Source organism: Knoellia sinensis KCTC 19936, assembly GCF_000768705.1.
In the GTDB taxonomy this organism is placed as follows: Bacteria; Actinomycetota; Actinomycetes; order Actinomycetales; family Dermatophilaceae; genus Knoellia; species Knoellia sinensis.
Genome location: NZ_AVPJ01000001.1, coordinates 46,608 through 71,537 on the forward strand (window position 1 = coordinate 46,608; position 24,930 = coordinate 71,537).

The following is a 24,930-nucleotide window of genomic DNA, read 5'->3' on the forward strand; positions in this document are numbered from 1 at the left end:
TACCTCGCCGTGGGGGGACAAGGCCTCAGGACCCTGATTCTCGCCAGGATGCTCGGCCCAGCATCCTTCGGGTTGCTCAACATCGCGAATCTGGGCGCCAACCTCACCGTATTTGCCGACGTCGGTACGGGCGTTCTGGCTGAGCAACGTGCGAGCGAGGCCCGCGGGAGGGGTGACATGGCCCGTGCGGAGCGAGAGTTGGTGGCGGGAGCAGGCGCGCGAATGGCATGCGCCCTAGCAGTGCTTCTCGCGTGCACGGTCGGTGCGATTGCCTTGGTAACGGCTGGTCAGACCACAGCAGCCGCGGTGATGGGGTTCATCGCGCTCTCGGCACCGCTCCAAGGTCTCTGGATGACGGCTCGGGGCTGGCTTCGAGTCCATGGTCGCTTTGTCCTTGCGTCGTGGTGCCAAGCGAGTCAGGTCGTCGTGTGGTTGTCAGTCGTGCCCCTCGCGGCACTCCGATGGGGCCTCCCGGGGGCATTGCTCTCGATGGCGGTGAGCTATCTCCCCCCGCTCATCGTGGCGAGTCGCGGCTGTCCCGTCCACCTTCTCGTGAGACCACGGTTCGACGCGTTCAGACGACTCGTCCGTCCAGCTTCCGCGATATGGGCCGTTCTCACAGTGAACTTCGCCTTCGTCAATATTGAACAGGTTCTGGCGTGGCAGCTCCTGGACGCCACTGCCATGGGCATCTTGGCCATTGCACTCCTCACCTCGACAGCACTCATGGCTCTTCCAGACGGTGCTGCCGCGGCGAGTCACCCCGTGACTCTGGAGTCCTTTGCGAAGGAAGGGGTCCTTCCCCCTCGGTTGCCGAGTGTCATGAGGGTCATGCACGTCGTGCAGCTCTCGCTTGGGGTGCTGGTGCCCTTCTCTTGGCTGATCATGGGCATCGTCGTCGTCGTCTTCCTCGACCAGTACGTCAGGGCGCTTCCCGCCATCGCGCTGCTGGGCGCCGCGACCTGCTTTGTGGCCATGCCCTTGGCCAGCAACGCATCGCTCCTGGCCGTCGGTCTGCACCGCCGAGTTCCGTGGCTCATGTTGAGTGCCGGCATGGTGAAGGTCGTCGCCGCTGTCATCCTCGTACGCAGAGATCCCTCCGTCACAAGCATTGCCGTCGCGGGCGTGCTGGGCAGCATGGTCTATGCTGCGGGGTACCTTCGCCTCGTGGCACGGGCATTCCGGCTCGGCGCGCGAGCGTCCGGGGCTTTCCTCGTGGAGTATCTCGCGGGACCGTTCGTCGTCCTTGCCCTTGCCGTTTTCGTCGTGATCGCCTCTCCTGGAGGACAGTACGAAGGCTACTGGCAGGTGACGGGCGTTGCGTCGGCCGTTGCCGTAGTTGCTCTGGGCGCTTACTACAGGTTCTTACGGCGGAGGCGGCGCATCTGAGGGCGGGTCGTCGTGAGGGTGGCGTAGTGCGCGCCGAGTTCACGAACATAGTGTCGAATCGACCGGGGCTCAACAGCCGCGAGGTTGATCTGACCAATCTGATCACGCAGATCAGGGTCAGCGATCAGCGAGGCCAAGGCACTCGTCAGGGTCTCGGGTGCGCCACGCTCAACGAGAACGTTCCCATCAAGTCCCGCAAGGGTTTCGGGAATCGACCCCACAGAGGTCGCGACAACCGGAAGCCCTCGAGACATGGCCTCCAGCATCGAGAGCGGCTCGGCCTCCGCCCGTGAGTTCAGGGCGAACACATCGGCCGAGTCGTATGCCGCTGCCAGATCCGCACCTCTCTTGACACCCAGCACGTCCACGATCGGGCTGGTTTCCAAAGCCCGCCGCTCCTTCGTCCCGATCTCGCCCCATGGCCCCACGAGTCGGAGCCGAACGGAGTTTCCTCGCGTGTTGAGGGTCTCGATGGCCTGAAAAAGTTCGTACTGCCCCTTGTGTGCTGAGATCTCTCCGACACACAACACAGTGGCGACCTGCCGGCGCACACGGGGCCGGGGCCGAGGTGCACCGGGAAACCCTTGAACGGGGTTGGGGAGGATGATGATCCTCTTCTCTGCCTCCGGGAAGGCGGACAGTATCTCGTCGCGTGCCCGGCCGGACATGACCAGGAGGCACTGGGATTCCCGCACAATTCTCGCGAGGGCAGGGTGCCCCAGATGCTGCGGGAGGGAACTGTGCAGGTGACTGAGAACCGGCACTCTCAGCAGCCGTGCGGTGCTCAGATACGCCGCATCGCGAACAAGTCCGTTGTCCGTCACCTGGAGATGGACGAGATCCGGCCGCCGGAGGAACAGCTCGGCGGCAAAACGAACCAGCGCGAACGCATGAACTCCCAGTCGCCCCAGCAACGACGATGAACGGCGACCCAAGGGCCACCACTGGTCGAACAGCCGTGTACGCGGCATGGCGTCAACCAACTCGGCCGTGTGCGTGGCTACTCCACCGACTGCGGAACCGGGCGGCCCAGCGACGAGGACGCGCGGGTCGCGCGTCATCGCCAGAGGCCGCGGGTGTCGATGACGGGTCGATTCCCAAGAGCCGAAGCGGGGATCGACCTGAAGGAAGTGTGGTCAACGAGGAGGACCACGACGTCGGCACGCTCGAGAGCGCTCTCGGCCGAACTGAGTTCGACGTTCTCGAGAGCGGCCAAGTCGTCAGGCAACTCCTCGACGTGCGGCTCGACGGCGAGAACCTGGAGACCCTCAACTTGAGCCAGAGACTTGACCACTTGACGGGCTGGGCTCTCACGTAGGTCATCGATGTCGGCTTTGAACGCCAAACCGAGACAGGCCACGACGGGTGCCGCCAGACCGGAGGTTGCGTCGATGACGTTCTGCACGACCGCCATCGGCCGATCGTCGTTGATCGAACGCGCGGTCTGAATCAGTTTGGACTGGTCTGGCGCCGCAGCCACGATAAACCACGGGTCCACGGCAATGCAGTGTCCGCCGACACCTGGACCAGGACTGAGAATGTTCACACGAGGGTGGCGATTGGCGTGGGAGATGACTTCCCAGACGTTCAGATCGAGCACCCCACAAACGTTCGCCAGTTCGTTGGCAAAAGCGATATTGACGTCGCGGAATGCGTTCTCAGTCAGTTTCACCATCTCAGCAGTGGTGGCATCCGTGAGGACGATCTCACCCTTGCAGAAGACTCGATAGAGTTCCGCCGCAGCCTCGGCACACGATGGAGTCAGTCCACCGACGACCCGATCATTCGCGACGATCTCGATCATGATTCGCCCAGGGAGGACCCGTTCGGGGCAGTGGGCGAGATGAACGTCAGGAGTGTCGGACTGGTGGGGGAAGGTGAGATCCGGTCGTAGTTCCGACAGCCACTCGCTGATGCGTCGAGTGGTGCCCGGTGGCGAGGTGGACTCCAAGATGACAACCTCACCCCCGCGGAGCCGCGGTGCGATGCTGTGCGTGGCAGCCTCGACGAATGACAGGTCCGGCTTGTGCCCGTCAGCGAACGGTGTGGGTACGGCAAGGAGGAACACGTCGGCTTCCGGCACCTCGGTGCTGGCCCTCAAAAAGCCCGAGGCAACGGCCCCCTCAACGGCTTGATCCAAGTCGGGTTCGACGATCGGCGCTTCGCCCCGATTGATCGCATCGACCGTTCTGGGATTCACGTCCACACCCACGACGCCGATGCGATGCGCTGCGATTGCAGCACATGTCGGGAGGCCGATGTAGCCCAAACCGATGACCGCAATCCCCTGCTCGTACACGCGTGCTCCCGTAAGGTGCCCTTGATCGACTGGCACAGTATATGGGTCCCAAACCCATGCGCAGGCCGGTTGTCGACTGGTGCCGGGACACCTTCAACATCACATCGGTCTCGTGCCGTGACACATGCACGTGAAGATCAAGGGAGCTGTCGATGCCGCGGGTCATGATCATCTACGGGACACGGCCCGAGGCCATCAAGATGGCGCCAATCGTGACCCTGATGCGTGAGTCCGATCGTTTTGAGCCGGTCGTAGCCGTCACTGGGCAACACAGGGAGATGCTCGACCAAGTCAACGGGATCTTCGGAATCTCACCCGACCACGACCTCAACCTGATGCGTGCGGGTGCGACAGTTTCGGAGCTCACTGCATCCACCCTTACTGCGACGTCGGCGCTCCTTGCGAGCGTCACTGTCGACGCAGTAGTTGTTCAGGGCGACACGACGAGTGCGTTCGCTGCCGCACTCGCCGCCTTTTACGCGAACAAGCCTGTCGTGCATCTGGAGGCGGGCCTTCGCACGGGCAATCTCAGGTCACCGTTCCCGGAGGAGAAGAACCGACGCCTTATCGCACCCCTCTCCGCGCTGAATCTGGCTCCCACTGTTTCGGCGAAGTCCAACCTCTTGGCCGAAGGCATCCCGGAGCAACACGTTGTGGTGACGGGGAATACGGTCATCGATGCGATGCGTACCGTCGCTCTTCAGGAAGTGACATACAACGACCCCCGGGTCGACGCTGCCTTTGCCTCGGATCGGCGGGTCGTGCTCGTGACAACGCACCGACGCGAATCCTGGGGGGCTCGCATGCGGGAGGCCATGTCTGCCCTCGCCGAGGTGGCCAAGCGGGCTCCCGATGTAATCGTTGTCCTACCCATGCACCGAAATCAGGTTGTGAGGGACGTTGTCACCGCCGAGTTGGGCTCGCTCGAGAACGTGATCCTCACGGAGCCCTTGTCATACAACGAGTTCGTACACGCCCTCGCCGGGTGCTACCTCGTGATTACGGACAGTGGGGGCGTCCAGGAGGAAGCTCCAAGCCTGGGCAAGCCCGTCCTCGTCATGCGCGACACGACCGAGCGGCCCGAGGCGGTCGAGGCAGGTACCGTCCGGCTGGTGGGTACCTCTGGGACCCAGATCGTCCGCGAGTCGATGGAACTTCTGGAGCAACCGGACGCTTACGCGGCCATGTCGAAAGCAGTCAACCCGTACGGAGACGGCAACGCCGCGACCCGATCACTGGCCGCGATCGGCGAACTCTTCGGCCTGAGTCACCGGCTCCCCGATTTCGCCCCGCCAGAGTGAGTGGATCGACGAACGCGCCCCTCGGCCCACGCCCGCACAGCCCTTCCGTAGACCTCGACGTGCTGGTCCGCTATTCGTGTCCAGTTGAAGGTTGTCGCCGACAGACGTCTCGCGCCGTCCTCAAACTTGGGCGTTCGATCTTGTACCAGGACCTCGGCAAGGGTGCGAGCGAGCAGGTCCGGCCGTTCCGGCGGCACCAGCAACCCGTTGTCGCCGTGGCGGACAACCTCGGACAGGCTTCCCACATCCGTGGCGACAACGGCGCGGGCGCGTCCGATCGCCATCAAACTGACCCCGCTCTGGGTCGCGTCGCGGTAGGGCTGAACGATGACCTGAGCACGATCGAACACGTTGATGACCTCGCGGCGCGACAGGTAATGGTTGATGACCTCGAAGCGAGGGTTGCGCATCACACGTTCGCGTACAGGGTCCAGGGCTGGCCCTCGTCCGGCGATGATCGCGGTGACGTTCTGCGAGGTGTCGATCGTCTCCACCGCGGCGACAAAGTCCTCCAACCCCTTGTAGGCCTCGAGCCGACCGAAAAAGAGGAGCGTTCCCATTTCCTGAGCTGCGCGTTGCGTGTCGGCTGGCAGGGCTCCGAGCACACCGTGGGCAACCGGTGAGACGCGCCCCCTGAGCCGTGGCGTGTCCTTGACCAAGTCCTTTACGAGTTGCGAGCCGTGAACGATCGCCCAGTCGCACCGGCGTCGATGCAGCCGAACATAGATCCCGTGGCGTTGCAGATGGTGAGCTCGGAAGTCAGTACCCGTGTGTGGCTTTGGATCGTGAACCGTGAGCACGAAGGGGTGACGTCGCAGACGCAGCATGGCCAGGAAGAACGCATCGCGCATGACCTCCTGTGCGTGAAGGACGTCAGGTCGGAAGTCCTCGACCAGCCGGACGAGTTCGCGGGCATTGTTCAAAACCGCGCGCGGTGAGGGCGCATGCTCGATGAAGCGGACCGATAGTCGCTCCGGAAGGTCGGCGAGGTACTCATCGCCGAGTTCGTCTCTGAAGTTCTGCTTCTCCAGCACCAAGAGCACATCGTGGTCTCGGGCGAGTTCGAGACTCAGGGCGAACGCGTACTCTGCGAAGTGCAGCGCCACGTGCGCAATGCGCATTCGTCCTCCAGGATCCGAGACGGCGCCCCCGAGGCTCTAGTCTGGGAGGCGATGTGCGTTTTGAGAGACTACTTGACCTACCCCTCGCCCCGGGTGTGACCAGCATGTCCGCCGAACCGCCGTCCCCTCATCGAGAATCGACGTCGAGCCTGACCCTCGCCGGAGATACCTGGGGCGGGTGGACGATCGTGATGCTCACGGCTAGCGCCTTCGCCTATGCAGTCATCGGCAAGGTGATCGACGGCAACATTCAAGTTCCCGACCAAGTGGGCCGCTTGCACGTCATGGCCGGCGGTGCGACCGCCACGTTGGTCAGCCTCGGGCTCATCGCTGCTGCCATCCTTTGCGCGGGCTTCGGCATCGTGCAAGGCCTTCGGATTGGGCGCTCACCATCCTTTTTCTCCGTCGCGATGCTCCTGCTCATCGTGTGGTGGTTCGTGGGGCTCGTCCTGCTCCGACCAGTCCAGCTCTCGCTCGATCAAGCGGTGCTCGCGGGTGCCGCAGTCGTCATGGTTGTTGGGGTCATCATGTCCCCACCCGTCGATCGGACGTTGGTCATTCTCAATGTCATCCGCGACGCGATGGTGGCGGGTTCTCTGGCATTCAGCCTTCTTCGCCCAGCTCAGGGGCAGCTTCCGTGCCGCGAGGACAAGTGCGGTGTGTTCGGGGGGATGTACACCGGCTTCTACTTCCACGAGAACGTCGCCGCGTCGGGCGTCCTGCTGCTCATGCCAGCATTGTTGGTGGCCCGGTCCCGGCTCTACGTTCTTGCGGCAATTGCGGGCTTGGGCACCCTCGTCCTCGCCACGGGCAGCCGCACCGGGATCCTGACGTTCGTCCTGGGGGTCTTCGTCGTCATCTACGGTCAGTGGCGAATGGAGGACGACGAGGGCGAGCTGGTCAACCCGTGGCCCCGCTGGCCGCTACCGGTCCGAGCCCTGCCGTTGCTCGCGTTCGCCGGATCGTCCTACCTCTTCCTGTCGGCGGCCGACGACGAACTGACTGGCCGCGGCGTGGTGTACTCCGGCATTCGTGACGCGATGACGGGGGCGGAGCTCATCTTCGGCGGTGGCACCGACGTCGTCGAGCGCATCTCTGGTGGCTGGGTCATGGGCGAACACGGTCAGGCTCCTCACCTCCTGGTGCATGCAGGCATCGTCGGCATGCTGGTCTTCACCTTTGCCATGGTGGCCTCGATGCTGATGAAGCACCCGACGCGCAGTCAGTTCATGGGTTTGGGCTTCCTCATCGTGGCGTCCTCGCAGTTCGTGACCGAGCCAGGCTGGGAGCTAGCGGTACGGTCGGTCGACTTCGTCAGCATCCTGATCACGACAGGTCTCATGGCAACGGGCGCTGTGGTCGCCGTTGGAAAGATCCCCAGTCGGCTGGGCAACGCCAGGGACTCGTCAGTGGCGGTGGCGAACCCACATCCTCGAGCAAGACGGGTGAGCCAGTGAGACGCATCGCAAACGCGGGCCGAGGGTGTCCAGTTTGTCCATGCGGCGCATGAATACAACACGCGTCATTCAAGAGCCTCAGGCACTGGCGAAGGTGACGCCAGCCTGAGCCCGCCTCAGGGGCTCACGTGGAATGCGAGTTTCCCGGTCGCGACTTCCGCGGACTCGAGGCGCACTTCGACCGTCGCGCCGAGCTCAGCCTCGCCCTTGGCCCTGGCCACCACCGGGACATCCAGCAGCTGGACCTCGAGACCCCGGTCGTCCCGGTCGACGACCACGGCCGAGAAGGTCTCGCCGACGCGTGGGCTCAGGACGGCGGCCTCGACTGCGTCGGCGCACATGCGCTCGGCTGCCCCGGCCACACGGTCGGACTCCTTCATGATGTCGGGAATGCTCGGCAGTGCCTCACGCACCCACCCCGGGACCTCGGCTCCGCTGCTGATGGCCTCGCAGATGACGAGTCCGAATCGGTCGACCAGACGGCGAAGCGGCGCCGTGACGTGTGCGTAGGCGTCGGCGACCGCCGCTTGCTCGACCTGCTCGGGCACTTCACCGTCAAAGGGCGTGTAGCTCGCGCCCCGGAAGAGTGCGGTCGCGTCATAGATCAGGGCGAGGTGCTTGGGGTTGGTCCGGTCCAGGCTGCGCAGGAAGTCGCCATAGCCCTGCTCGGCCGGCCACGGCGCGCCCAGGGCCTTGGCCTGCCGCCGGAACCGGGCGACGGCGTTGTGATCGGCCTCCGGCATCGTCCGAAGGATGCCGACGCCCGCGTGGAGCATCATGTCGGCGGCGGCCATTCCAGTGAGGAGTGAGATCTGGGCGTTCCACTCCTCGACCGTCCGCGGAGGACGGAACTCCAGCGTGAAGTGGCCGTCATCGCCCAGGTGGACCTCCTGCTCGGGCATCGGGAGGCTGGCCCCACCGCGGAGCTGCTCCTGACGGATCCGCTTCTCGCCGATCTCCTGCAGAAGCTTCCACCGGTCGTCCATCGCCCCGGCGTCCACCTGCTCCTGCACAGCCACGTAGTCGAAGCGCTCGACCGACGTGACCATGGCCCGGTAGACCTCGGCGCTGGTTCCCTCGCCCTCGGCATCGAGACGCATGTCCCAGACGAACGCCGGACGGACCTCGCCCGGCAGCAGGCTCGCCGCCCCCTCACTGATCTCGGTGGGATGCAGTGGGATGCGGGTATCGGGGCAGTAGATCGTCTGCCCACGGCGCCGGGCCTCGGCGTCGATCGCTCCCCCGGCCGCGACGAAGGCCGGCACATCGGCGATGGCGTAGCGGACGCGATAACCGTCTCCGTCGCGCTCCAAGTGCATGGCCTGGTCAAGGTCCATGGAGGTCGCCGGGTCGATGGTGAAGAACGGCACCGCGGTCTCGTCGCGATCCGGCAGCCCCACGGGCTTCGCAACGACGCCTTCGGCCTCGGCGATGACCTCCGGTGAGAACTCCTCGCTCACCTTGAGTTCGGCGCGAATCGCGGCGAAGCGGGCCAGGAGGGTCTCACGGACGTTCTCCGACGTCCTGTGGTCGACCGGGGCAAGACGGATCTGGGGATGAGGCATGCCAGCAAACCTACCGAAGGGGGCCGGCCGTAGGGTGACGCGCGTGCTGATCCTCCTGCCCCCCTCGGAGTCCAAGGCCAACCGCCGACGTGGCAAGGCCGCCGACCCGAGCACCTGGTCGTTCCCGGAACTGTCGGAGACCCGGGCCCTTGTAGCCAAGCATCTGCGCCGGGCCAGTGAGTCCCCCACTGCCGCAGCCGATCTCGGCGTGTCACCAGGCCTCGCCGGCGAGGTGGCCCGCAACCTCAGCCTCGACGAACTCCCAGCCACCCCCGCCTCCGAGGTCTACACAGGAGTGCTCTACGACGCCTTGGATCTGGCCTCGATGGACGCGGCTGCACGTCGGCGAGCCAACCAGTGGCTCGTGATCGTCTCCGCGCTGCACGGTGCCATCCGTCCCAAGGACCGGATCACGGCATACCGGCTGTCCATGGACGTCAACCTGGCCGGGCTCGGGCCAGTGGCCGCCGCGTGGCGGCCGGTCCTCGCCGAGGTGCTCATCGAGGCTGCCGGGCGCGAGGTTGTCGTGGACTGCCGCAGCTCGACGTATGCCGTGGCGTGGACTCCCACGGCCGACGTCGCCGACCGCTGGGTGCAGGTCCGCGTACCGGGCGCGAGCCACATGGCCAAGCACACCCGAGGGCTGGTCGCCCGGCACCTCTGCGTCAGCGGGCAGCGGGCTCGCACGCCCGAGAAGCTCGCCGCCATCGTCGGCGAAGCGTTCGACGTGGACCTCACGCCGCCCGCCCGGCCTGGTCGCCCGTGGATCCTCGACGCACTGGCCCGTCAGGCCTGAAGGGCTCCCGCCAGGGCCGCTTCGAGGTCCTCGATGAGGTCCTCGACCGACTCCAGACCGACGGAGATGCGGATCGTGCCGTCGGTGATGCCCACCGCCGCGCGAGCCTCCTGCGTCAGTCGCCGGTGCGTCGTCGTGGCCGGGTGCGTCACGAGAGACTTCGCGTCTCCGAGGTTGTTGGAGATGTCGACGAGTTGGAGGGCATTCATGACCCGGAACGCGACCTCCTTGCCGCCCTCGACCTCGAAGGTCACGACAGTCCCGCCACCACTCATCTGACGCTTCGCGAGCTCGTGCTGCGGGTGGCTCTCGAGCATCGGGAAGACCACCCTGGCAATGCCCTCGCGGGCCTCCAGGTGTCGCGCGATGGTCAGGGCGTTGTCGGCCATCTGACGAACGCGCAGGGCCATCGTCTCGAGCCCCTTGGTGAGAACCCATGCGTTGAACGGGGACATCGACGGGCCCGTGTGCCGCATCAGGTTCTTGACCGGGCCGTTGATGAAGTCGGCGGTCCCGAGCACCGCCCCGCCGAGCACCCGCCCCTGCCCGTCGATGTGCTTGGTGGCGGAGTAGACGACGATGTCCGCGCCGTGGTCGAGCGGGCGCGAGAACACCGGGGTCCCGAAGACGTTGTCGACGACGACCTTCGCACCGGCTGCATGGGCCAGTCGTGACACGGCCTCGATGTCGACGAGTTCCTGCATCGGGTTGCTCGGCGTCTCGAAGAACACGGCCGCGGCCGGCTCGGACAGCGCCGCTTCCCACTGCGCGAGGTCAGGTCCGTCGACGAACACCGCCTCGACGCCGAACCTCGGGAGAAGCTCGTCGATGATGACGAAGCAGGAGCCGAACAGCGCGCGTGACGACACGATCCGGTCGCCTTCGCCGCAGAGCGCAGCCAGGGCGACCCACACGGCCGCCATGCCCGATGCGGTGGCAAAGCAGGCCTCGGCGCCTTCGAGCAGGCGGAGCCGTTCCTCGAAGGTGCTCACGGTGGGGTTGCCATAGCGGCTGTAGATGAACTTCTCGACCTCGTCCTTGAAGGCTGCCTCAGCCTGCTCGGCGGACTCGTAGACGAAGCCCGAGGTGAGGAACATGGCCTCGCTTGTCTCGTCAAAACCGGTGCGCGACAACCCTCCTCGCACGGCGAGAGTCTCGGGGCGGAAGGAGCGACCGGCGCCCTCGCTCACGTCAGCCCTGCTTCCACGGGAGGCCGGCGACCTTCCAGCCGGCCACGTTTCGGTGTCCGGCTGCGTCGTGGGGCCCTTCGAAACCTTCGAGGACGTTGTATGCCGGTCCGAGACCCGCAGCCGTCGCGGCTTCGGCTGCAGCGATCGACCTGACGCCGGAGCGGCAGATGAAGTAGAGCGGCGTTCCCTCCCCGACGCCCGCGGCGCGTAGGTCCTGGACAAAGTGCTCGTTGATGGCTCCGTCCGGGTAGCGCTGCCACTCAATGAGAACCGGCTGGTGCTGGTCATCAACGAGCGGGATGCCCACGTAGGACCACTCGGCGCGAGTCCGGACGTCGACGAGAACGGCGTCCTGGGAGGAGGCCACCGCGGCATGCGCCTCAGTGGGGCTGACGTCACCGGCGTAGGTCATGCGGCCAGCCTAGAAGGGCGCCACCCCGCGGGAGGTGGTGGTTCAGGGACCGGACTCGCAAGCGCCGAGAGGGGACCGGACGTCGGCGGATCACCGACGTCACGGTGCTGTGAGCGTCTCCGCGGTGCCGGGACCGAAATAGATGATCGCGTGGGCCCCACTCGCTCTCAGGGCTCGCCCGACCTCGAGGCGCTCGCCGAAGGAGCACGGGATGGTCACCAGCGCCTCACCTGCCTTGAGCCCCTCCTCGTGCACGAGCAGCATGTTCTGGTCGTAGCCAAGCTGCTGGAAGAAGCGCACCAACCGCGATCGGAAACCGTGCTCCTCGCCTGTGCGGTCAAAAATCCGGACTCCCTCGTCGCCCTGCAGGACCTGAACGGCGGTCGGGTCCACGAGACCCTCGGGAAGTTCCGCGAGCACCGCTGTGATGGAGGTCGGGTCGGGCAGCAGCGCCGAGACCTCGTTCACCGGCCGGTGACGGAACACGTCGACGTTGATGTGGGGACCGGTCATGGCTGCCTCCGCTCGTCGGGCTGCATCCCCCACGCTAGTGGGGAGAACCGTGGTCCGCTTCGGTCAGAGACCGGACTCCGGTGTGCGCACCAGGATGCGTCGGCACTCCTCGTGGCGGAGCACCTCGTCCTCGGGGGCGTCCTTGATGGTGCGCAGTTCGACCGGGTTGAGCTCGAGTTGGCAGCCGCCACAGCGTCGCTGTCGCAGGGCTGCAGCACCGGTGACGCTGGTGGCACGGATCTTGTCGTAGAGCGCCACGAGGTCCGCGCCGACATCAGCCACGAGGTCGTCCCGAGGGGCCTCGATCTGGGCGGCCTCGGCATCGAGCTCGGCCAGTCGCTCGTCACGGGCAGTCTCCAGCGCCGTGAGGCGATCGGTCAGTTCGCCTCGCCCGCGCTCCAGTTCGGACACGTCGGACTGGATGGCCTCGGCGCGCTCCATGATCTCGAGCTCGACGTCCTCGAGTTCGGCCTGGCGCCGACCGAGCGACTCGAGCTCATGCTGGATGGCCGTGAGGTCCTTGGCCGTGCCCACCCCGGAGTCGAGGCGCTCCTGGTCACGGGTCGCCCGTGCGCGGACCTGCTGGACATCCGCGTCGGCCTTCGTCACCTCGCGCTGCACGTCGCCAAGTTCCGTGCGCGAGCGCACGAGCTGGTCGTCGAGGAGTCGGGCCTTGCCCTCGAGGTCGGCGATCTCGGCGTGCTGCGGGAGGTTCTTGCGCGCGTGCGCGATCTGCGACAGGCGCGTGTCGAGGGCCTGGAGGTCGAGCAGCTTGGCTTGACGCGCTGGGTCGGCTTTCACGGCATACCTCCGAGGTTCTCTGCCCCGACCGTAAACGTCCACGGGTCGGTGCGCACTGTGCTGATGTCGATGTCCACCCTAAGCGCTCGCCCGAGCTCCTCCCGCACGCTCGGCAACCACACGGCCTCGCTCGACCAGTGGCCGGCGTCGATCAGGTAGGGCGCGTCGCCGCGCGCTTCCTCGCGCGCCTCGAGCGCGGGGTGGTGGCGCAAGTCGGCGGTGACGTAGACGTCAGCACCGGAGGCACGAACTGCGGCGAACTGGTCGTCCCCCGCTCCCCCGAGCACCGCCACCGTCTGGACGGGAGCATCGGCAGGGCCCGCGACCCGCAGGCCGACAGCGGACGCCGGCAAGGCGGCATACAGGGCGGTGGCGAAGGCGCCCAGCGTCGTCGGTGAGCCGAGGCGACCCACGCGACCCAAGGGTTGGTCCTCGACCAGGGAGAGCGGCACCGTGTCCGTCAGCCCTGCGGCGGTGGCGAGTGCCTCGCACACTCCAGCAGCCGCGACGTCGGCGTTGGTGTGCGCAACGTAAAGCGCGATGTCGCCCACGATGAGTCCCGTGACGCTCGCACCCTTGGCGCTCGTCGTGGCGACGGAGTGGACGCCACGCATCAGGAGCGGGTGATGCGTGATGAGCAGGTCGGCATGCTTCCCCCGAGCCTCCTCGATCACTGCCAACGTCGGATCGACCGCGAGCAGGATCCGCTCCACCGGCTGATCCGGGTCTCCCGTGACGAGACCGACCTGATCCCACGACTGGGCACTGGTGGGCGGATAGAGACGCTCGAGGACGTCCACAACGTCCCGAAGGGTGGGGGTCACGTGGGCCCGGCCGGCCTCGAACCGACGACACCCGCGGTGTAAACGCGGTGCTCTACCAACTGAGCTACAGGCCCTGGACGTTGCCGCCCCAACCGTGGGGCAACGTGTCCGCCGGGCCATTGTGCCAGTGCGCGTGTGAGCTCCTGCGCGGCCGTGTGAGGATTCGGCCATGCGGGTACTCGTGGTCGGCGCCGGCGCAGTGGGCCAGGTGATCGGATACCACCTGCGAGCCGCCGGCGCCGAGGTGACCTTCTTCGTCCGCCCGCGCCACGTTGACGAGGTCCGTCAAGGCTTCACCCTGTTTCCCTTGCACGTCCACTGGCCCCGAGGCACGGTCGATGCCGTGGCGCTGAGCGACTTCTCGGTGGTCAGCCGCCCCGAAGACGTTCTCGCGGAGGACTTCGATCAGGTCTATCTCGCGATCCCCTCGACCGGCCTCGGGGGCGCGTGGCTCGGTGAGCTCCTGCGCGCCACGGGCGAGGCCACCGTGGTCGTCTTTCCGACCGGTCCGGAGGACGTCGCGACCGTGCGAGCCGCGGGTCTGCCGGAGAGCCGCACGGTCGAGGGAATGCTGTCCCTCGTGAGCTACACGGCCCCGATGCCCGGCGAGACCCGCTTTGCCCGGGAGGGCATGGCGTTCTGGTTTCCGCCACTGGCGCCGAGCCTGCTGTCAGGGCCGGCCGACCGGGCGCACGCCATCGCCACCACTCTCCAGCGCGGCGGCATGCCGGCCAAGCGCCTTCGTGATCTGGCTCGCGTGCGCGCCTACCCGATCGCGGTGTCGTCCGTGTGGCTGCTCGCACTGGAGTCGGTCGACTGGAGCTTCCGTGAACTCTTCACAGGGCCCGCCTGCGAGCTGGCTTCCCGAGGAGTGGTGGAGGCCACCGCAGTGCTCTCCGCGGAGGGTCTACGACCGCGCTTCCCCCTCCGGGCCATGGGTCACCCTGGCGCGTTGCGCGCCCTCGTTGTGGTGGCCACGCGGATCGTCCCGTTCCCGCTCGAGACCTACGTGCGCCAGCACTTCACCAAGGTCGGTGACCAGACCAGGGGCACGATCAGGGCCATTGCTGCGCGCGGGCGGGACGCGGGCCTGAGCGTCGAGACGCTGGAGCAGCTCGCGGACGATTCCGCCACATGATCGAAGGAGTCGGCGAAGCCATCACCGATGCCTCGCCCGCGGCCTTCATCAAAACGACCGCGACGAGTCAGGCACGGGCGAGCGCTGCGTGATAGCCGCTGAAGTCACGCCGCTCGCCGATGCCCGTCACGAGCGACCAGCGGATGACACCGTCGGGGTCGATGAGAAATGTGCCGCGTCGCGCGACTCCGGCCTGTTCGTCGAAGACGCCGTAGGCCCGGGCGACGTCACCATGGGGCCAGAAGTCGGACAGCAGCGGGAAGAAGTATCCGTCGCGGTCGGCATAGGCCCGGAGGGAAAACATCGCGTCACAGGAAATCGTGAGGACCTGGACGTCCTCAGAGACGAAACTCCCGAGGTCGTCTCGAATCTCGGTGAGCTCGCCAGTGCAGATGCCGGAGAAGGCCCACGGGTAGAACACGAGAAGGACATGACGACGGCCAAGGTGCTCGCTCAGCGAGACGTCCTGGCCGTTCTGGTCACGCAGCGTGAACGCCGGCGCCTTCTCCCCCACGGCAAGCGCACCCCGAACCACAGGGTCCACGTTCTCCGTTGCCTTGGTCATGCCTGCAGTCTGCCGCAGGGCTCTGTCAGCGCCGACCCTTGGGGGTCACGAGCTTGGTCGCCCGCCAGCTCGGGGACGCGTTGAAGGCTCCAGCCGTGTGCAGCCCAGCGGTGCCCGAGGCCTCGTCGATCTCCGCCGGATCGACCGCGCCCGCGTCCCGGTCCTTGGGGGTGAGCGCAACGACGAAACCACCCTCTTCGACGACACCGACGAGGTTGATCAGAGCATCGGTGAGGTCGCCGTCGTCGGCCCGCCACCAGAAGACGACGGCATCTGTCTCGCCCGTGTAGTCCTCGTCCTCCAGTTCCGAGCCGATGAGATCCTCGACCGCGAACCGGAAGTCGTTGTCCACGTCCTCGTCCCAGCCGAACTCCTGCACGATCTGCTCGGCGGCGAACCCGAGGCGCTCGACGGTTCCGGAGCCGTCAGACCCCGAGTCGGCGGACGGTGGGGCGGGGGTGTTCACGGTAGGGCTACCTCTCGTCGGTGATGTCTGGGGGCACTAGTTGACTAGGAATATCGTCCGCTGTGCAACCGCTTCGCGCTATTTGGCGTGCATCGCGGGCTCGGCCCGACTCGTCGCGCAGCAACTCGGTCGCCGTCCCGACCTCGAGGTGGGCGATCGTGACGTCGACAGGGCCCGGGGTTGAGACGAGGGTGACCGTGGCCATCTCGAGCCGGCGTTCGAGAGGGCCCTGGTGCAGGGTCATCGACTGGACCCGCGCGTGGGGTATCACCGAGACGCGCCGCCACCACCGTCCAGTACGCAGCATCAGCGAATGCTCCGACGCGGCGAATCCGTTGCGTCGCCAGCTGAGCCAGTCGAAGACCTTTGCACGCGACGACACGAGCGTCCAGCCGCCCTTCTCGCCCTCGCCGAGGGCTGCCCGTCGCAGGTCGGTCTCGGACACCGCGGGGTCGAGGAGGGTGAGGACGTCGAGCGCCTGCTCGAGCGTCCCTGCAGGGAGGACCGTCGTCTCGTGGCCCTCGCTGCCCGAGGGGTCCTGTGCAATGCCGGCGACATTGACCTTGCAGCGCCACCAACCGAACGGACGCCACCAAAGCGGCTGAACCATCCCGATGGCCTGGATGCGGTGCAGTGGGATCGTCGTCGTCCGCTTGTCGGTGAGTCCGTGCTGGATGCGGGCGGAGGTGCCAGTGTCGGCCAACCTGAAGTTGCCGTGCTTGAGCAACTCCTGCACCCGGTTCACCGCGACACCCAGGGCCAGTGGGCCCAGTGCCGGGAGGGCGATCGCGACGCCTGTCAGCGCCTCAAGACTCGACCCGTAGGCGGCAAGAGCGACGGTTCCGGCGACCAGGGCGACCACCCCGACGAGAATCGTGCCGCCATGCAGGATCGTGGCCACGAAGAGCCTCGAATTGGGAACCCGCAACACCTCACGACCCAGGTCGATGTCCCCGTCGTCAGCGGACGACGCCAGGCCGTCTGCGCGCGCCGGTCGGGCTTCGTCCCGCCGGCCGGCCAGGACCAGAAGCTCGCGCCGGACCTCGTCGGCCCGGCCTGCGCTGAGGAAGGCCAGCTTGAGGTTGGAGTCCCCGCCGCCAGCCGACTGGACGATGACCTGGGAGAGCCCCGTGATCTGGGCGAGCAGCGGGCGGCTGATCTCGATCGCCTGAACCCTCTCGAGCGGCACCTGACGGTGCTCCCGGAAGAGCCAGCCCTTGCGGAACTCGAGCTGGCCTCCTGTCACGCGGAACTTCGAGAACCGCCATGTGAGCCAGCCGACCAGACCGATGACGGCAAACACTCCGAGGATGACTGCGGCGGTGACAAGCGAGTGCTCGAAGAGGAAACCGATTCCATTCCGCAGCCCGTCCTCTGCGGCCTCGTCGCCGGGGTCGCTTGGTCGCTCGCCTCCACCCAGCCCACGGAACAGGTCATCGACGAACTGCGTCGCGGCATACCCGAGCATCGCGACGCCGACCACACCGCCACGGAGGACGGGCGAGAGCGGGTGGAGGTGCTGCCACTCGTGGAGCTCAAGGTCTCGACGAGCCGACGCCGGTTCCGAGTTCGACTGTGTCACAGGCCCGCTCGCTGTGCTTCCCCGTGTGCGGCGAGGCGGCCACGGAGCGCCTCGGCCTCGGCGAGGGGCAGCCCTGGAAGGGTGCCGCCACTCTGCGGTGATGCCGTGTGGAACTCGCAGGAGGCGATGCCCCGGGATCGCATGAGCGGACCCGACTGGACGTCGATGTATTGAAGGCGACCGTAGGGGATGCTCACGAGCGAGCGGAAGAGCCGGCCCTTGCGGATGACGATCTCGTCCGGGAGCTCGATCCACGAGATGGCCGAGACTTGCCGGAAGATGAGCCACGCGCCCCACGCGAGGACGACACCAGCGACGACCGCGCCGATCCAGAACCATGGAGACAGGACGATGGCGAGGACTCCGAACACCACCACGACGGGCGTCAGGAACGCGAACAGGGTGATGAGACGGACGGTGCGCAGTGCCGGGCTCACCGGCTGCCAGGGCAACTCGTCACCCCGGAGCGTCACGGCGGTGGGATCGAGCTCGGTCGTCATGGCCCCAGCCTGCCAGCCGACCCGAGTGTGACGGCGACCACTCCCCAGTGACAGGATGTGATGACGACCTCACCGGTCGGATCCGTCAGTAGAAGGGACAGCGTCGTGACGTTTCGCGAGGAAGCCGGACCGATCCTCAATGGCCTCCCCAGCAGCCTCACCGACATCGACCCCGAGGAAACCTCGGAGTGGTTGGCGTCGCTCGACGCGGTGATCGACGAGGGTGGACGCCAGCGGGCGCGCTATCTCATGCTGCGCCTGCTGGAACGGGCCCGCGAAAACCAGATCGGTGTCCCCTCCCTCACAGCGACTGACTACGTCAACACCATCGACGCCGAGCAGGAGCCGTGGTTCCCCGGCGACGAGGACGTCGAGCGGACGTACCGCCGCTGGATCCGCTGGAACGCGGCCGTCATGGTGCACCGCGCGCAGCGCCCCGGGGTTGCCGTCGGCGGCCACATCTCCACCTATGCCTCGGCGGCCACGCTCTATGAAGTCGGCTTCAACCACTTCTGGCGCGGACAGGACCATCCCGGTGGCGGGGACCAGATCTTCTTCCAGGGCCACGCCTCCCCCGGCATGTATGCCCGGAGCTTCCTCGAGGGTCACCTCACGCAAACCCAGCTCGATGGCTTCCGCCAGGAGAAGAGCCACGTGGTCGACGGCTCGATCCAGGCGCTGTCGTCCTACCCGCACCCGCGGATGATGCCGGACTACTGGCAGTTCCCGACCGTCTCCATGGGACTCGGGCCGATGAACGCCATCTACCAGGCACAGTTCAACAAGTACCTCCACGCGCGCGGCATCAAGGACACGAGCGACCAGCGCGTCTGGGCCTTCCTCGGCGACGGCGAGATGGACGAGCCGGAGTCGCGCGGACTCCTGCAGCTCGCCTCCTACGAGGAGCTCGACAACCTGACGTTCGTCGTGAACTGCAACCTCCAGCGTCTCGATGGTCCGGTGCGAGGCAACGGCAAGATCATCCAGGAGCTCGAGGCCTTCTTCCGCGGTGCGGGCTGGAACGTCGTCAAGGTCATCTGGGGGCGCGGCTGGGACCCGCTGCTCGCCGCCGACCGCGACCACGCCCTGCGCCACATCATGAACACGACCACTGACGGTGACTACCAGACGTTCCGAGCCAACGATGGCGCCTACGTCCGTGAGGAGTTCTTCGGTCGCGACCCGCGCACCCGCAAGATGGTCGAGAGCCTCACCGACGACCAGATCTGGCACGACCTGCAGCGCGGCGGACACGACTACCGCAAGGTCTTCGCGGGCTACCAGGCCGCGGTGCACCACACCGGTCAGCCGACCGTGATCCTCGCCCACACGATCAAGGGCTACTCCCTCGGCAAGGGCTTCGCCGGTCGCAATGCAACGCACCAGATGAAGAAGATGACGGTGGAGGACCTCAAGGGGTTCCGCGACGTCCTGCGCCTGCCCATCACCGATGCGCAGATCGAGGAAAACCCCTATCAGCCGCCGTACTTCCACCCGGGCGAGAACGACCCGGCCCTCGAGTACATGTTGGAGCGCCGCCGTGAGCTGGGTGGTCCGATCCCCGAGCGGCGGAGCAAGTACACCCAGATCACGCTGCCCGGAGACGACGCCTACACGCAGGTGAAGAAGGGCTCAGGCAAGCAGACGATCGCCACGACGATGGCCTTCGTGCGCCTGCTCAAGGACCTCGTGCGCGACAAGGAGTTCGGCAAGCGCATCGTGCCGATCATCCCCGACGAGGCGCGGACGTTCGGAATGGACAGCTTCTTCCCGACCCTGAAGATCTACAACCCGCACGGGCAGAACTACACCCCGGTCGACCACGACCTCATGCTGAGCTACCGCGAGTCCGAGCAGGGCCAGATCCTGCACCTCGGCATCAACGAGGCCGGCTCGGTGGCGGCGTTCACTGCGGCAGCGACGAGCTACTCGACACATGGCGAGCCGATGATCCCGATCTACATCTTCTACTCGATGTTCGGGTTCCAGAGGACGGGTGACTCGATCTGGGCCGCTGCGGACCAGATGGCACGAGGCTTCCTCATCGGAGCCACCGCCGGCCGGACGACGCTCACCGGAGAGGGAACGCAGCACGCCGACGGGCACTCCCCGCTACTCGCCTCGACCAACCCCGCCGTCGTGGCCTACGACCCGGCCTACGGCTACGAGATCGGTCACATCATGCGCGACGGTCTCCAGCGCATGTACGGCGAGAGTCCCGAGGACCTCATCTACTACCTCACCGTCTACAACGAGCCCATCCTGCAACCCGCTGAGCCCGAGGGCGTCGACCGTGACGGCATCCTGCGGGGCATGCACCTCATCGAGAAGGCGGACACGTCCGGCTGGACGCACACACCCGCGCGCGCGCAACTCCTCGCCTCCGGCGTCGGCGTGCCCTGGGCCCTCGAGGCCCAGCGACTGCTCGCGGACCACTGGGGCGTTGCGGCCGACGTCTGGTCGGTGACGTCGTGGGGCGAGTTGCGCCGCGACGGCCTCGACTGCGACGAGCAGGCCTTCCTCCACCCCGAGGAGGACGCTCGCGTTCCCTACGTGACCCAGAAGCTCAAGGATGCCGCCGGTCCGGTGCTCGCGACGTCCGACTACATGCGCGCGGTCCCGGACCAGATCGCCCAGTGGGTCCCCGGCGAGTTCCACTCGCTCGGTACGGACGGTTTCGGGTTCGCCGACACCCGTCCGGCGGCCCGGCGGTTCTTCCACGTCGACGGTCCGTCCCTGGCTGTCCGCACCCTTCAGGTCCTCGCGGCGCGCGGCGAGGTTGCTGCCGACGTCCCGGGCAAGGCCGCGGAGAAGTACGACCTGCTCGACGTGCGTGCCGGCACGAGCGGCAACGAGGGCGGCGACAGCTGACCTGACCCGGTTGTGTCCGCAACTTTGGTCGCCACTGCGACCAAAGTTGCGGACGCCAAAAACCGGGTATGCCGTCCGCTCGCCTTTGAGCGTCCGCCGCTGCGGTCAGTCGAGGAGGCCGAGGCGCCGCGCGGTAGCGACGGCTGCCGTCCGGGAATCCGCACCGAGCTTGCCGAACAGATGCCCCAGGTGGGTTTTCACGGTGGCCCGGCTGATGAAGAGTGCCTTGGCGATTTCGTCGTTGGACAGCCCCTCCGCAACGAGCACGAGGACCTCGCGCTCACGGTCGCTCAGCTGTCGTTGTCCGGCCCGCATGGTCTCGACGACCCGCTCCGTCAACTGGGCCGACAGCACGGTCTCCCCGACTGCTGCCGCCCGGATCGCCGCGACGATCTCCTCGGGGAGCGCGTCCTTGAGCAGGTAGCCCGCAGCACCGGCCTCGACAGCGCGGACGATATCGGCGTCGTGGTCGAACGTGGTGATGATGAGGACTGCGACATCGTCGTGAGCGGCTCGCACCGCCCGGGTCACGCCCACTCCGTCGAGCCCGGACCCCAGTCTCAGGTCGGTGAGCACGACGTCGGGGGACGTTGTTTCGACGAGGCCGAGGGCTTCGCGCCCGGTCGCAGCCTCGCCGACGATCTCGATGCAGGGGGACGCCGCAAGAAGGGTGCGCATGCCTGATCGCACCACGGGGTGGTCATCGACGATGAGCACCCTGATGGGCTTCTCGGGGGGAGTTGCTTCGGCCGCCGACATCATGTGGCTGAGCCGATGGGCAGATGGGCTGACAGAGCCGTGCCGTCCCCGGGTGCGGACTCGAGTTCGAGGTCACCGCCCAGTTCACGCAGTCGGGCCCTGCTCGACGGCAGCCCGTACCCCCCGAGGCTGTAGGCGCCGGCGCGTTCGGTCAGCGCGTCGGGGTCGAAGCCGCGCCCGTCATCGAGGACCTCGAGGAGCACCCGGTCCTCCAGTCCTGAGAGGGTCACGACGACACGGCCCGCCCCCGAGTGGGACCGGACGTTGGCCAACGCCCCCTGCGCCGTGCGCAGCAGCGCCACCTCTGTGGCAGTCGGGAGATGCAACGGCTCTCCCTCCACCCGCAGTTCGGTCCGGATCCCCGTCTCTGTCTCCAGTGCCTCGAGGATCCGACCGAGCGCCTGGGTCAGGCCATGGTCCGACAAGGACGTCGGCGCCAGGGCGCCGACGACACTGCGTGCCTCGACGAGGTTGGCACTCGCGGTGGACTCGATCTGGTTGAGCAGCTGGTTCAGGTCCCGCTCGCCCGCGACCACGGACCTCCCCCGGGCGAGCAGGACGATCGACGAAAACCCCTGGGCCAGCGTGTCGTGGATGTCCCGTGACAGCCGACCTCGCTCCTGGAGTACACCGGACTCACGCTGCGCCGCGGCGAGCTCGTCGTGCAGAGCCGCCATCTCGTCCTGCGCCCGGACGAGCGAGTCGACGAGACGCTGGCGCTCGATCGCGTCCCGCACGAGCTGGTGCTGTCCGCGTGACAGGGCGAAAGCGAACATGGCACCGATCGCCGGCCCGATCGCTTCGGCGACCGAGAGGTCGCCGGTCGCGAACCACGGCCGCCAGATCACGACGGCGAGGACGGCGAGGCTCAGGACTGCCGCCCATCGCACTGGAAGGAAGTGCGGGATGAGGAGCCAGAGGCTGAACGCAAGCCAGACGTTCTCGGCAGAGACGAGGACGAGTGCCAGCCAGCAGGCGACGAGACCGACGAGCCACCACCGAGCCTGCGGGCTGCCCTCACCCACGCCGGAGAACCCGGCCGACCGATCAGTGCTGCGCGCACTCCACCGCAGGCCCACGGCATACCAGGCAATGAGAATCATCGCGGCGACGACCAGCGGGACGCGCGGGGCGCCGGTGGACCAGGACCGCGTCACGCAGACGGCAGTCAGTACCCCGAAGAGAATGTGCTGGACCACGGTCAGGGTGCGCATGACGCGGTGCATGTGGCGACGCTACTTCAGCCGACGGTGACGAAGTCTGCAGCCTCGGAGTGCGTAGGCGCCATGTCCACGTCAGGTCCACGAACCGGCCACCAGATCCGATCGCCCAGCAGGGCGAAGATCCCTGGCACGAGCACCGTGCGGACGAGGAAGGTGTCGATGACGACACCGAGTCCGACGATGAGGCCCAGCTGGCCCAGGGCGACGAGCGGCAGGACACCGAGCGCGGCGAAGACCGCGGCGAGGACGATGCCGGCACTCGTGATCACGGCGCCGGTCCCGTGGACCGCTCGCACCATGCCGCGGCGAGTGCCGAGGGCTGCTGCCTCCGAGCGGGCGCGATGCACGAGGAAGATCGTGTAGTCGATGCCGAGCGCGACAAGGAAGAGGAACGACAGGAGCGGCACCTGCAGGTCGAGCGCCGACCAGTCGAGCACATGGCGCCCAATCCACGAACCGGCTCCGATCGTCGCCAGCGCGCTGACCAGGTTGACGCCCAGGAGGACCGCCGGGGCGACGAGCGAGCGGGTCAGGGCCATGAGGACGAGCGCGTTGACCAGCAGGATCATGGGCACGATGAGCAGGAGGTCGCGACGGTTGCCCTCCCTGGCATCGACGTCGGTGGCCTGCTGCCCACCCACGAGCGCCTCTGCACCCGACACGGCGTGGGCGGCGGCACGCACATCGGCCACCGTCTGCCGCGCCGTCCCCGTTCCCGGGTCGGCCGTGGTGACCACACTGATGCGCCCGAGAGACCCCCGCGTGTTCGGAGCGTCCTCGAGAGGTCGGGCATGATCCACGCCCGGGACGGACGAGACTGCCGCCGCGACGTCCTCGACTCGGTCGGCCCTGGCCACGATCATCAGGGGTTGCGCCGCACCGGCCGGGAAGTGCCGACTCAGGACCTCGAGCCCAGTGGCCGATTCGGAAGGGACTCGGAACTGCTCCGTCTGGGCGAGGCCGACCTTCGTGCCCAAGAGTCCGCCTGCGAGCAGCCCAAGAGCGAGCAGTCCCAACGTGACGACGACCCCGGGCCGGCGCATGACGGCCGTCGCAATGGAGCCCCACGTCGACGAAACGGGCTCGTCCTTGCGGGCGGCCCTCGGGATGTAGGGCCAGAAAACGCGACGACCGGTGACGGCGAGCGCCGCCGGGAGGAGGGCGAGCACGGCGACCAACGCCACCACCAGACCCGCCGCAGCGGCAATACCCAACCCCCGAGTGCCCGGGATGACCGCCGCCGCAAGGGTGGCCAACGCGAGCACCACCGTGACGTTGCTCGCAACGATGGCCGGCAGGGTTGCGCGCCAGGCACGAACGAGCGCGACTCGGTGGTCGCTCTTGTGCCACAACTCCTCGCGGTAGCGAGAGATCAGGAGCATCGCGTAGTTCGTGCCCGCCCCGAAGACCAGGACACTCACGATCCCGGTGTCGAACGAGAAGTCCAGCGCCGATCCCAGCGCTGTGGTGAGGACGGTGGCGACCTGATCGGCCACGCCGACGACGAGCACGGGTACGAGCCACAGGACCGGTGACCGATAGGTGAGGAGCAACAGGAGGGCGACGACGCCGATGGTCACGAGAAGCAGCGTGACGTTCGCTCCGTCGAAGGCCTGGGCGATGTCGGCGCCGAACGCGGGTCCCCCCGTCACGAGCACTGAGAGATCGTCGGGTGCCCGCTCCCTCACGAGATCGCGCAGGTGAGAGATCGTCTCCGCGTTCTCACCGTTGTCCGCCGATGCGGTCATCGGTATCTGGACCAGGGCTGCGCGGCCGTCCTTGGACGGCATGGCAGGGCTCGTCGGATGCCCGGGGGTCGCGGGCAACGAGGTCGCGAGAGAAGTCAGCGCTGCCATGTCGCTGGTGGTCAACGCGGCATCGTCGTCCCGCGTGGCCACGAGGAGCACGCTCTGGACGTCGGCGTCGGGGAACCCTGCGACGAGCTCCGCGACCCTGGCGGACTCCGAGGTTGTCGGAGCGGCGTCGGCCCGCGGCGGCGCTTCCGCCCCGCGAAGTCCGCCGATGACTCCGAGGCTGAGGAGGAGGCCGAGCGCGAGTGTGATCCACGCTCCACGGCGGGAGGTGAAGCGCGAGATGAAGGGCATGCCTCGACGGTAGGAATGAGGTGTCTGCCGACGCCTCCGCCGGGCATCAACCT

At 67.1% G+C, this 24,930-nt stretch carries 22 protein-coding genes and 1 tRNA gene; 6 read left to right on the plus strand and 17 right to left on the minus strand.

Going from position 1 to position 24,930, the window contains the following annotated elements; genetic code table 11:
- Positions 1-621 precede the first annotated feature (621 nt).
- Positions 622-1,389 carry a hypothetical protein gene (locus tag N802_RS20110; RefSeq protein ID WP_156971215.1) on the plus strand — a complete coding sequence of 256 codons (768 nt, stop codon included), beginning with the start codon at positions 622-624 and terminating at the stop codon, positions 1,387-1,389.
- Here the strand turns inward: N802_RS20110 and N802_RS00230 are convergent.
- Together N802_RS00230 and wecC are read right to left on the minus strand one after the other, a co-directional pair.
- Entirely contained in the window at positions 1,356-2,450 is a 1,095-nt protein-coding gene (locus N802_RS00230) for a glycosyltransferase family 4 protein (RefSeq protein ID WP_035910605.1), read from the minus strand. The genes N802_RS20110 and N802_RS00230 overlap by 34 nt on opposite strands.
- Positions 2,447-3,724, minus strand: a complete 1,278-nt coding sequence (wecC, locus tag N802_RS00235) for a UDP-N-acetyl-D-mannosamine dehydrogenase (RefSeq protein WP_342666732.1) — start codon at positions 3,722-3,724, stop codon at positions 2,447-2,449. The genes N802_RS00230 and wecC overlap by 4 nt, the downstream gene beginning before the upstream one ends.
- 128 nt (positions 3,725-3,852) lie before the next feature.
- Here wecC and wecB point away from each other — a divergent pair, with 128 nt between their 5' ends.
- Complete coding sequence (wecB, locus tag N802_RS00240) at positions 3,853-4,989, plus strand: non-hydrolyzing UDP-N-acetylglucosamine 2-epimerase (RefSeq protein WP_281175107.1); 1,137 nt, start codon at positions 3,853-3,855, stop codon at positions 4,987-4,989.
- Here wecB and N802_RS00245 read toward each other — a convergent pair.
- On the minus strand, positions 4,956-6,110 hold the full coding sequence (locus tag N802_RS00245) for a glycosyltransferase family 4 protein (RefSeq protein WP_035910611.1): 1,155 nt from the start codon (positions 6,108-6,110) through the stop codon (positions 4,956-4,958). The genes wecB and N802_RS00245 overlap by 34 nt on opposite strands.
- Before the next feature lie 188 nt (positions 6,111-6,298).
- On the opposite strand from N802_RS00245, the gene N802_RS00250 reads away from it, so the two are divergent.
- Positions 6,299-7,567, plus strand: a complete 1,269-nt coding sequence (locus N802_RS00250) for a hypothetical protein (RefSeq protein ID WP_156971216.1) — start codon at positions 6,299-6,301, stop codon at positions 7,565-7,567.
- Positions 7,568-7,683: 116 nt separating this feature from the next.
- Here N802_RS00250 and N802_RS00255 read toward each other — a convergent pair whose 3' ends face one another.
- Positions 7,684-9,132: an RNB domain-containing ribonuclease gene (locus tag N802_RS00255; RefSeq protein WP_035910617.1), complete on the minus strand. Its 1,449-nt coding sequence runs from the start codon at positions 9,130-9,132 to the stop codon at positions 7,684-7,686.
- Positions 9,133-9,175: 43 nt separating this feature from the next.
- Between N802_RS00255 and N802_RS00260 the strand changes: the two genes are divergently transcribed.
- Positions 9,176-9,928 carry a YaaA family protein gene (locus N802_RS00260; RefSeq protein ID WP_035910619.1) on the plus strand — a complete coding sequence of 251 codons (753 nt, stop codon included), beginning with the start codon at positions 9,176-9,178 and terminating at the stop codon, positions 9,926-9,928.
- Here N802_RS00260 and N802_RS00265 read toward each other — a convergent pair.
- The 6 genes from N802_RS00265 to N802_RS00290 all read right to left on the minus strand — a co-directional run bounded on the left by N802_RS00265 (position 9,919) and on the right by N802_RS00290 (position 13,742).
- Positions 9,919-11,118, minus strand: coding sequence for an O-succinylhomoserine sulfhydrylase (locus N802_RS00265; protein WP_035910622.1), 1,200 nt, complete (start codon positions 11,116-11,118; stop codon positions 9,919-9,921). The genes N802_RS00260 and N802_RS00265 overlap by 10 nt on opposite strands.
- 1 nt (position 11,119) lies before the next feature.
- The gene (locus N802_RS00270; protein WP_035910625.1) at positions 11,120-11,530 is read right to left on the minus strand and encodes a rhodanese-like domain-containing protein; all 411 of its coding nucleotides are present in this window, start codon (positions 11,528-11,530) and stop codon (positions 11,120-11,122) included.
- Between the two features lie 99 nt (positions 11,531-11,629).
- Positions 11,630-12,043, minus strand: coding sequence for a hypothetical protein (locus N802_RS00275; protein WP_035910627.1), 414 nt, complete (start codon positions 12,041-12,043; stop codon positions 11,630-11,632).
- Between the two features lie 63 nt (positions 12,044-12,106).
- Positions 12,107-12,844 (minus strand): zinc ribbon domain-containing protein, encoded by a 738-nt coding sequence (locus tag N802_RS00280; RefSeq protein WP_035910629.1) that lies wholly within the window; start codon positions 12,842-12,844, stop codon positions 12,107-12,109.
- Positions 12,841-13,668, minus strand: a complete 828-nt coding sequence (locus tag N802_RS00285) for a Nif3-like dinuclear metal center hexameric protein (RefSeq protein ID WP_035911647.1) — start codon at positions 13,666-13,668, stop codon at positions 12,841-12,843. The genes N802_RS00280 and N802_RS00285 overlap by 4 nt, the downstream gene beginning before the upstream one ends.
- 1 nt (position 13,669) lies before the next feature.
- Positions 13,670-13,742 (minus strand) — tRNA-Val (locus tag N802_RS00290).
- A gap of 95 nt (positions 13,743-13,837) precedes the next feature.
- On the opposite strand from N802_RS00290, the gene N802_RS00295 reads away from it, so the two are divergent.
- Positions 13,838-14,806: a ketopantoate reductase family protein gene (locus tag N802_RS00295; RefSeq protein WP_035911650.1), complete on the plus strand. Its 969-nt coding sequence runs from the start codon at positions 13,838-13,840 to the stop codon at positions 14,804-14,806.
- A gap of 67 nt (positions 14,807-14,873) precedes the next feature.
- On the opposite strand, the gene N802_RS00300 is transcribed toward N802_RS00295, so the two are convergent.
- From N802_RS00300 to N802_RS00315, 4 genes are read right to left on the minus strand one after another with little or no spacing between them, the layout of a single operon-like run.
- Positions 14,874-15,371: a peroxiredoxin gene (locus tag N802_RS00300; RefSeq protein ID WP_035910631.1), complete on the minus strand. Its 498-nt coding sequence runs from the start codon at positions 15,369-15,371 to the stop codon at positions 14,874-14,876.
- Between the two features lie 25 nt (positions 15,372-15,396).
- Entirely contained in the window at positions 15,397-15,837 is a 441-nt protein-coding gene (locus N802_RS00305; protein WP_035910634.1) for a DUF3052 domain-containing protein, read from the minus strand.
- A 7-nt stretch (positions 15,838-15,844) separates the two neighbouring features.
- On the minus strand, positions 15,845-17,419 hold the full coding sequence (locus N802_RS00310) for a PH domain-containing protein (RefSeq protein WP_035910636.1): 1,575 nt from the start codon (positions 17,417-17,419) through the stop codon (positions 15,845-15,847).
- Positions 17,416-17,919, minus strand: a complete 504-nt coding sequence (locus tag N802_RS00315; protein ID WP_052109249.1) for a PH domain-containing protein — start codon at positions 17,917-17,919, stop codon at positions 17,416-17,418. The genes N802_RS00310 and N802_RS00315 overlap by 4 nt, the downstream gene beginning before the upstream one ends.
- A 60-nt stretch (positions 17,920-17,979) precedes the next feature.
- On the opposite strand from N802_RS00315, the gene aceE reads away from it, so the two are divergent.
- Positions 17,980-20,790, plus strand: a complete 2,811-nt coding sequence (gene aceE, locus N802_RS00320; protein ID WP_052109250.1) for a pyruvate dehydrogenase (acetyl-transferring), homodimeric type — start codon at positions 17,980-17,982, stop codon at positions 20,788-20,790.
- 105 nt (positions 20,791-20,895) lie between these two features.
- Here aceE and N802_RS00325 read toward each other — a convergent pair whose 3' ends face one another.
- From N802_RS00325 to N802_RS00335, 3 genes are read right to left on the minus strand one after another with little or no spacing between them, the layout of a single operon-like run.
- Entirely contained in the window at positions 20,896-21,552 is a 657-nt protein-coding gene (locus N802_RS00325) for a response regulator (protein ID WP_245613775.1), read from the minus strand.
- Positions 21,549-22,775 (minus strand): sensor histidine kinase, encoded by a 1,227-nt coding sequence (locus N802_RS00330; RefSeq protein ID WP_035910642.1) that lies wholly within the window; start codon positions 22,773-22,775, stop codon positions 21,549-21,551. The genes N802_RS00325 and N802_RS00330 overlap by 4 nt, the downstream gene beginning before the upstream one ends.
- A 14-nt stretch (positions 22,776-22,789) precedes the next feature.
- Complete coding sequence (locus tag N802_RS00335; RefSeq protein WP_035910645.1) at positions 22,790-24,877, minus strand: MMPL family transporter; 2,088 nt, start codon at positions 24,875-24,877, stop codon at positions 22,790-22,792.
- Positions 24,878-24,930 lie beyond the last annotated feature (53 nt).

Bases quoted from the DNA above. Each gene is read 5' to 3' on its own strand.
- N802_RS00230 (WP_035910605.1), bottom strand. From the start codon at position 2,450: ATGACGCGCGACCCGCGCGTCCTCGTCGCTGGGCCGCCCGGTTCCGCA.
- wecB (WP_281175107.1), top strand. From the start codon at position 3,853: ATGATCATCTACGGGACACGGCCCGAGGCCATCAAGATGGCGCCAATC.
- N802_RS00245 (WP_035910611.1), bottom strand. From the start codon at position 6,110: ATGCGCATTGCGCACGTGGCGCTGCACTTCGCAGAGTACGCGTTCGCC.
- N802_RS00255 (WP_035910617.1), bottom strand. From the start codon at position 9,132: ATGCCTCATCCCCAGATCCGTCTTGCCCCGGTCGACCACAGGACGTCG.
- N802_RS00270 (WP_035910625.1), bottom strand. From the start codon at position 11,530: ATGACCTACGCCGGTGACGTCAGCCCCACTGAGGCGCATGCCGCGGTG.
- N802_RS00275 (WP_035910627.1), bottom strand. From the start codon at position 12,043: ATGACCGGTCCCCACATCAACGTCGACGTGTTCCGTCACCGGCCGGTG.
- N802_RS00295 (WP_035911650.1), top strand. From the start codon at position 13,838: ATGCGGGTACTCGTGGTCGGCGCCGGCGCAGTGGGCCAGGTGATCGGA.
- N802_RS00300 (WP_035910631.1), bottom strand. From the start codon at position 15,371: ATGACCAAGGCAACGGAGAACGTGGACCCTGTGGTTCGGGGTGCGCTT.
- N802_RS00315 (WP_052109249.1), bottom strand. From the start codon at position 17,919: ATGACGACCGAGCTCGATCCCACCGCCGTGACGCTCCGGGGTGACGAG.
- aceE (WP_052109250.1), top strand. From the start codon at position 17,980: ATGACGACCTCACCGGTCGGATCCGTCAGTAGAAGGGACAGCGTCGTG.
- N802_RS00325 (WP_245613775.1), bottom strand. From the start codon at position 21,552: ATGATGTCGGCGGCCGAAGCAACTCCCCCCGAGAAGCCCATCAGGGTG.
- N802_RS00330 (WP_035910642.1), bottom strand. From the start codon at position 22,775: ATGCACCGCGTCATGCGCACCCTGACCGTGGTCCAGCACATTCTCTTC.
- N802_RS00335 (WP_035910645.1), bottom strand. From the start codon at position 24,877: ATGCCCTTCATCTCGCGCTTCACCTCCCGCCGTGGAGCGTGGATCACA.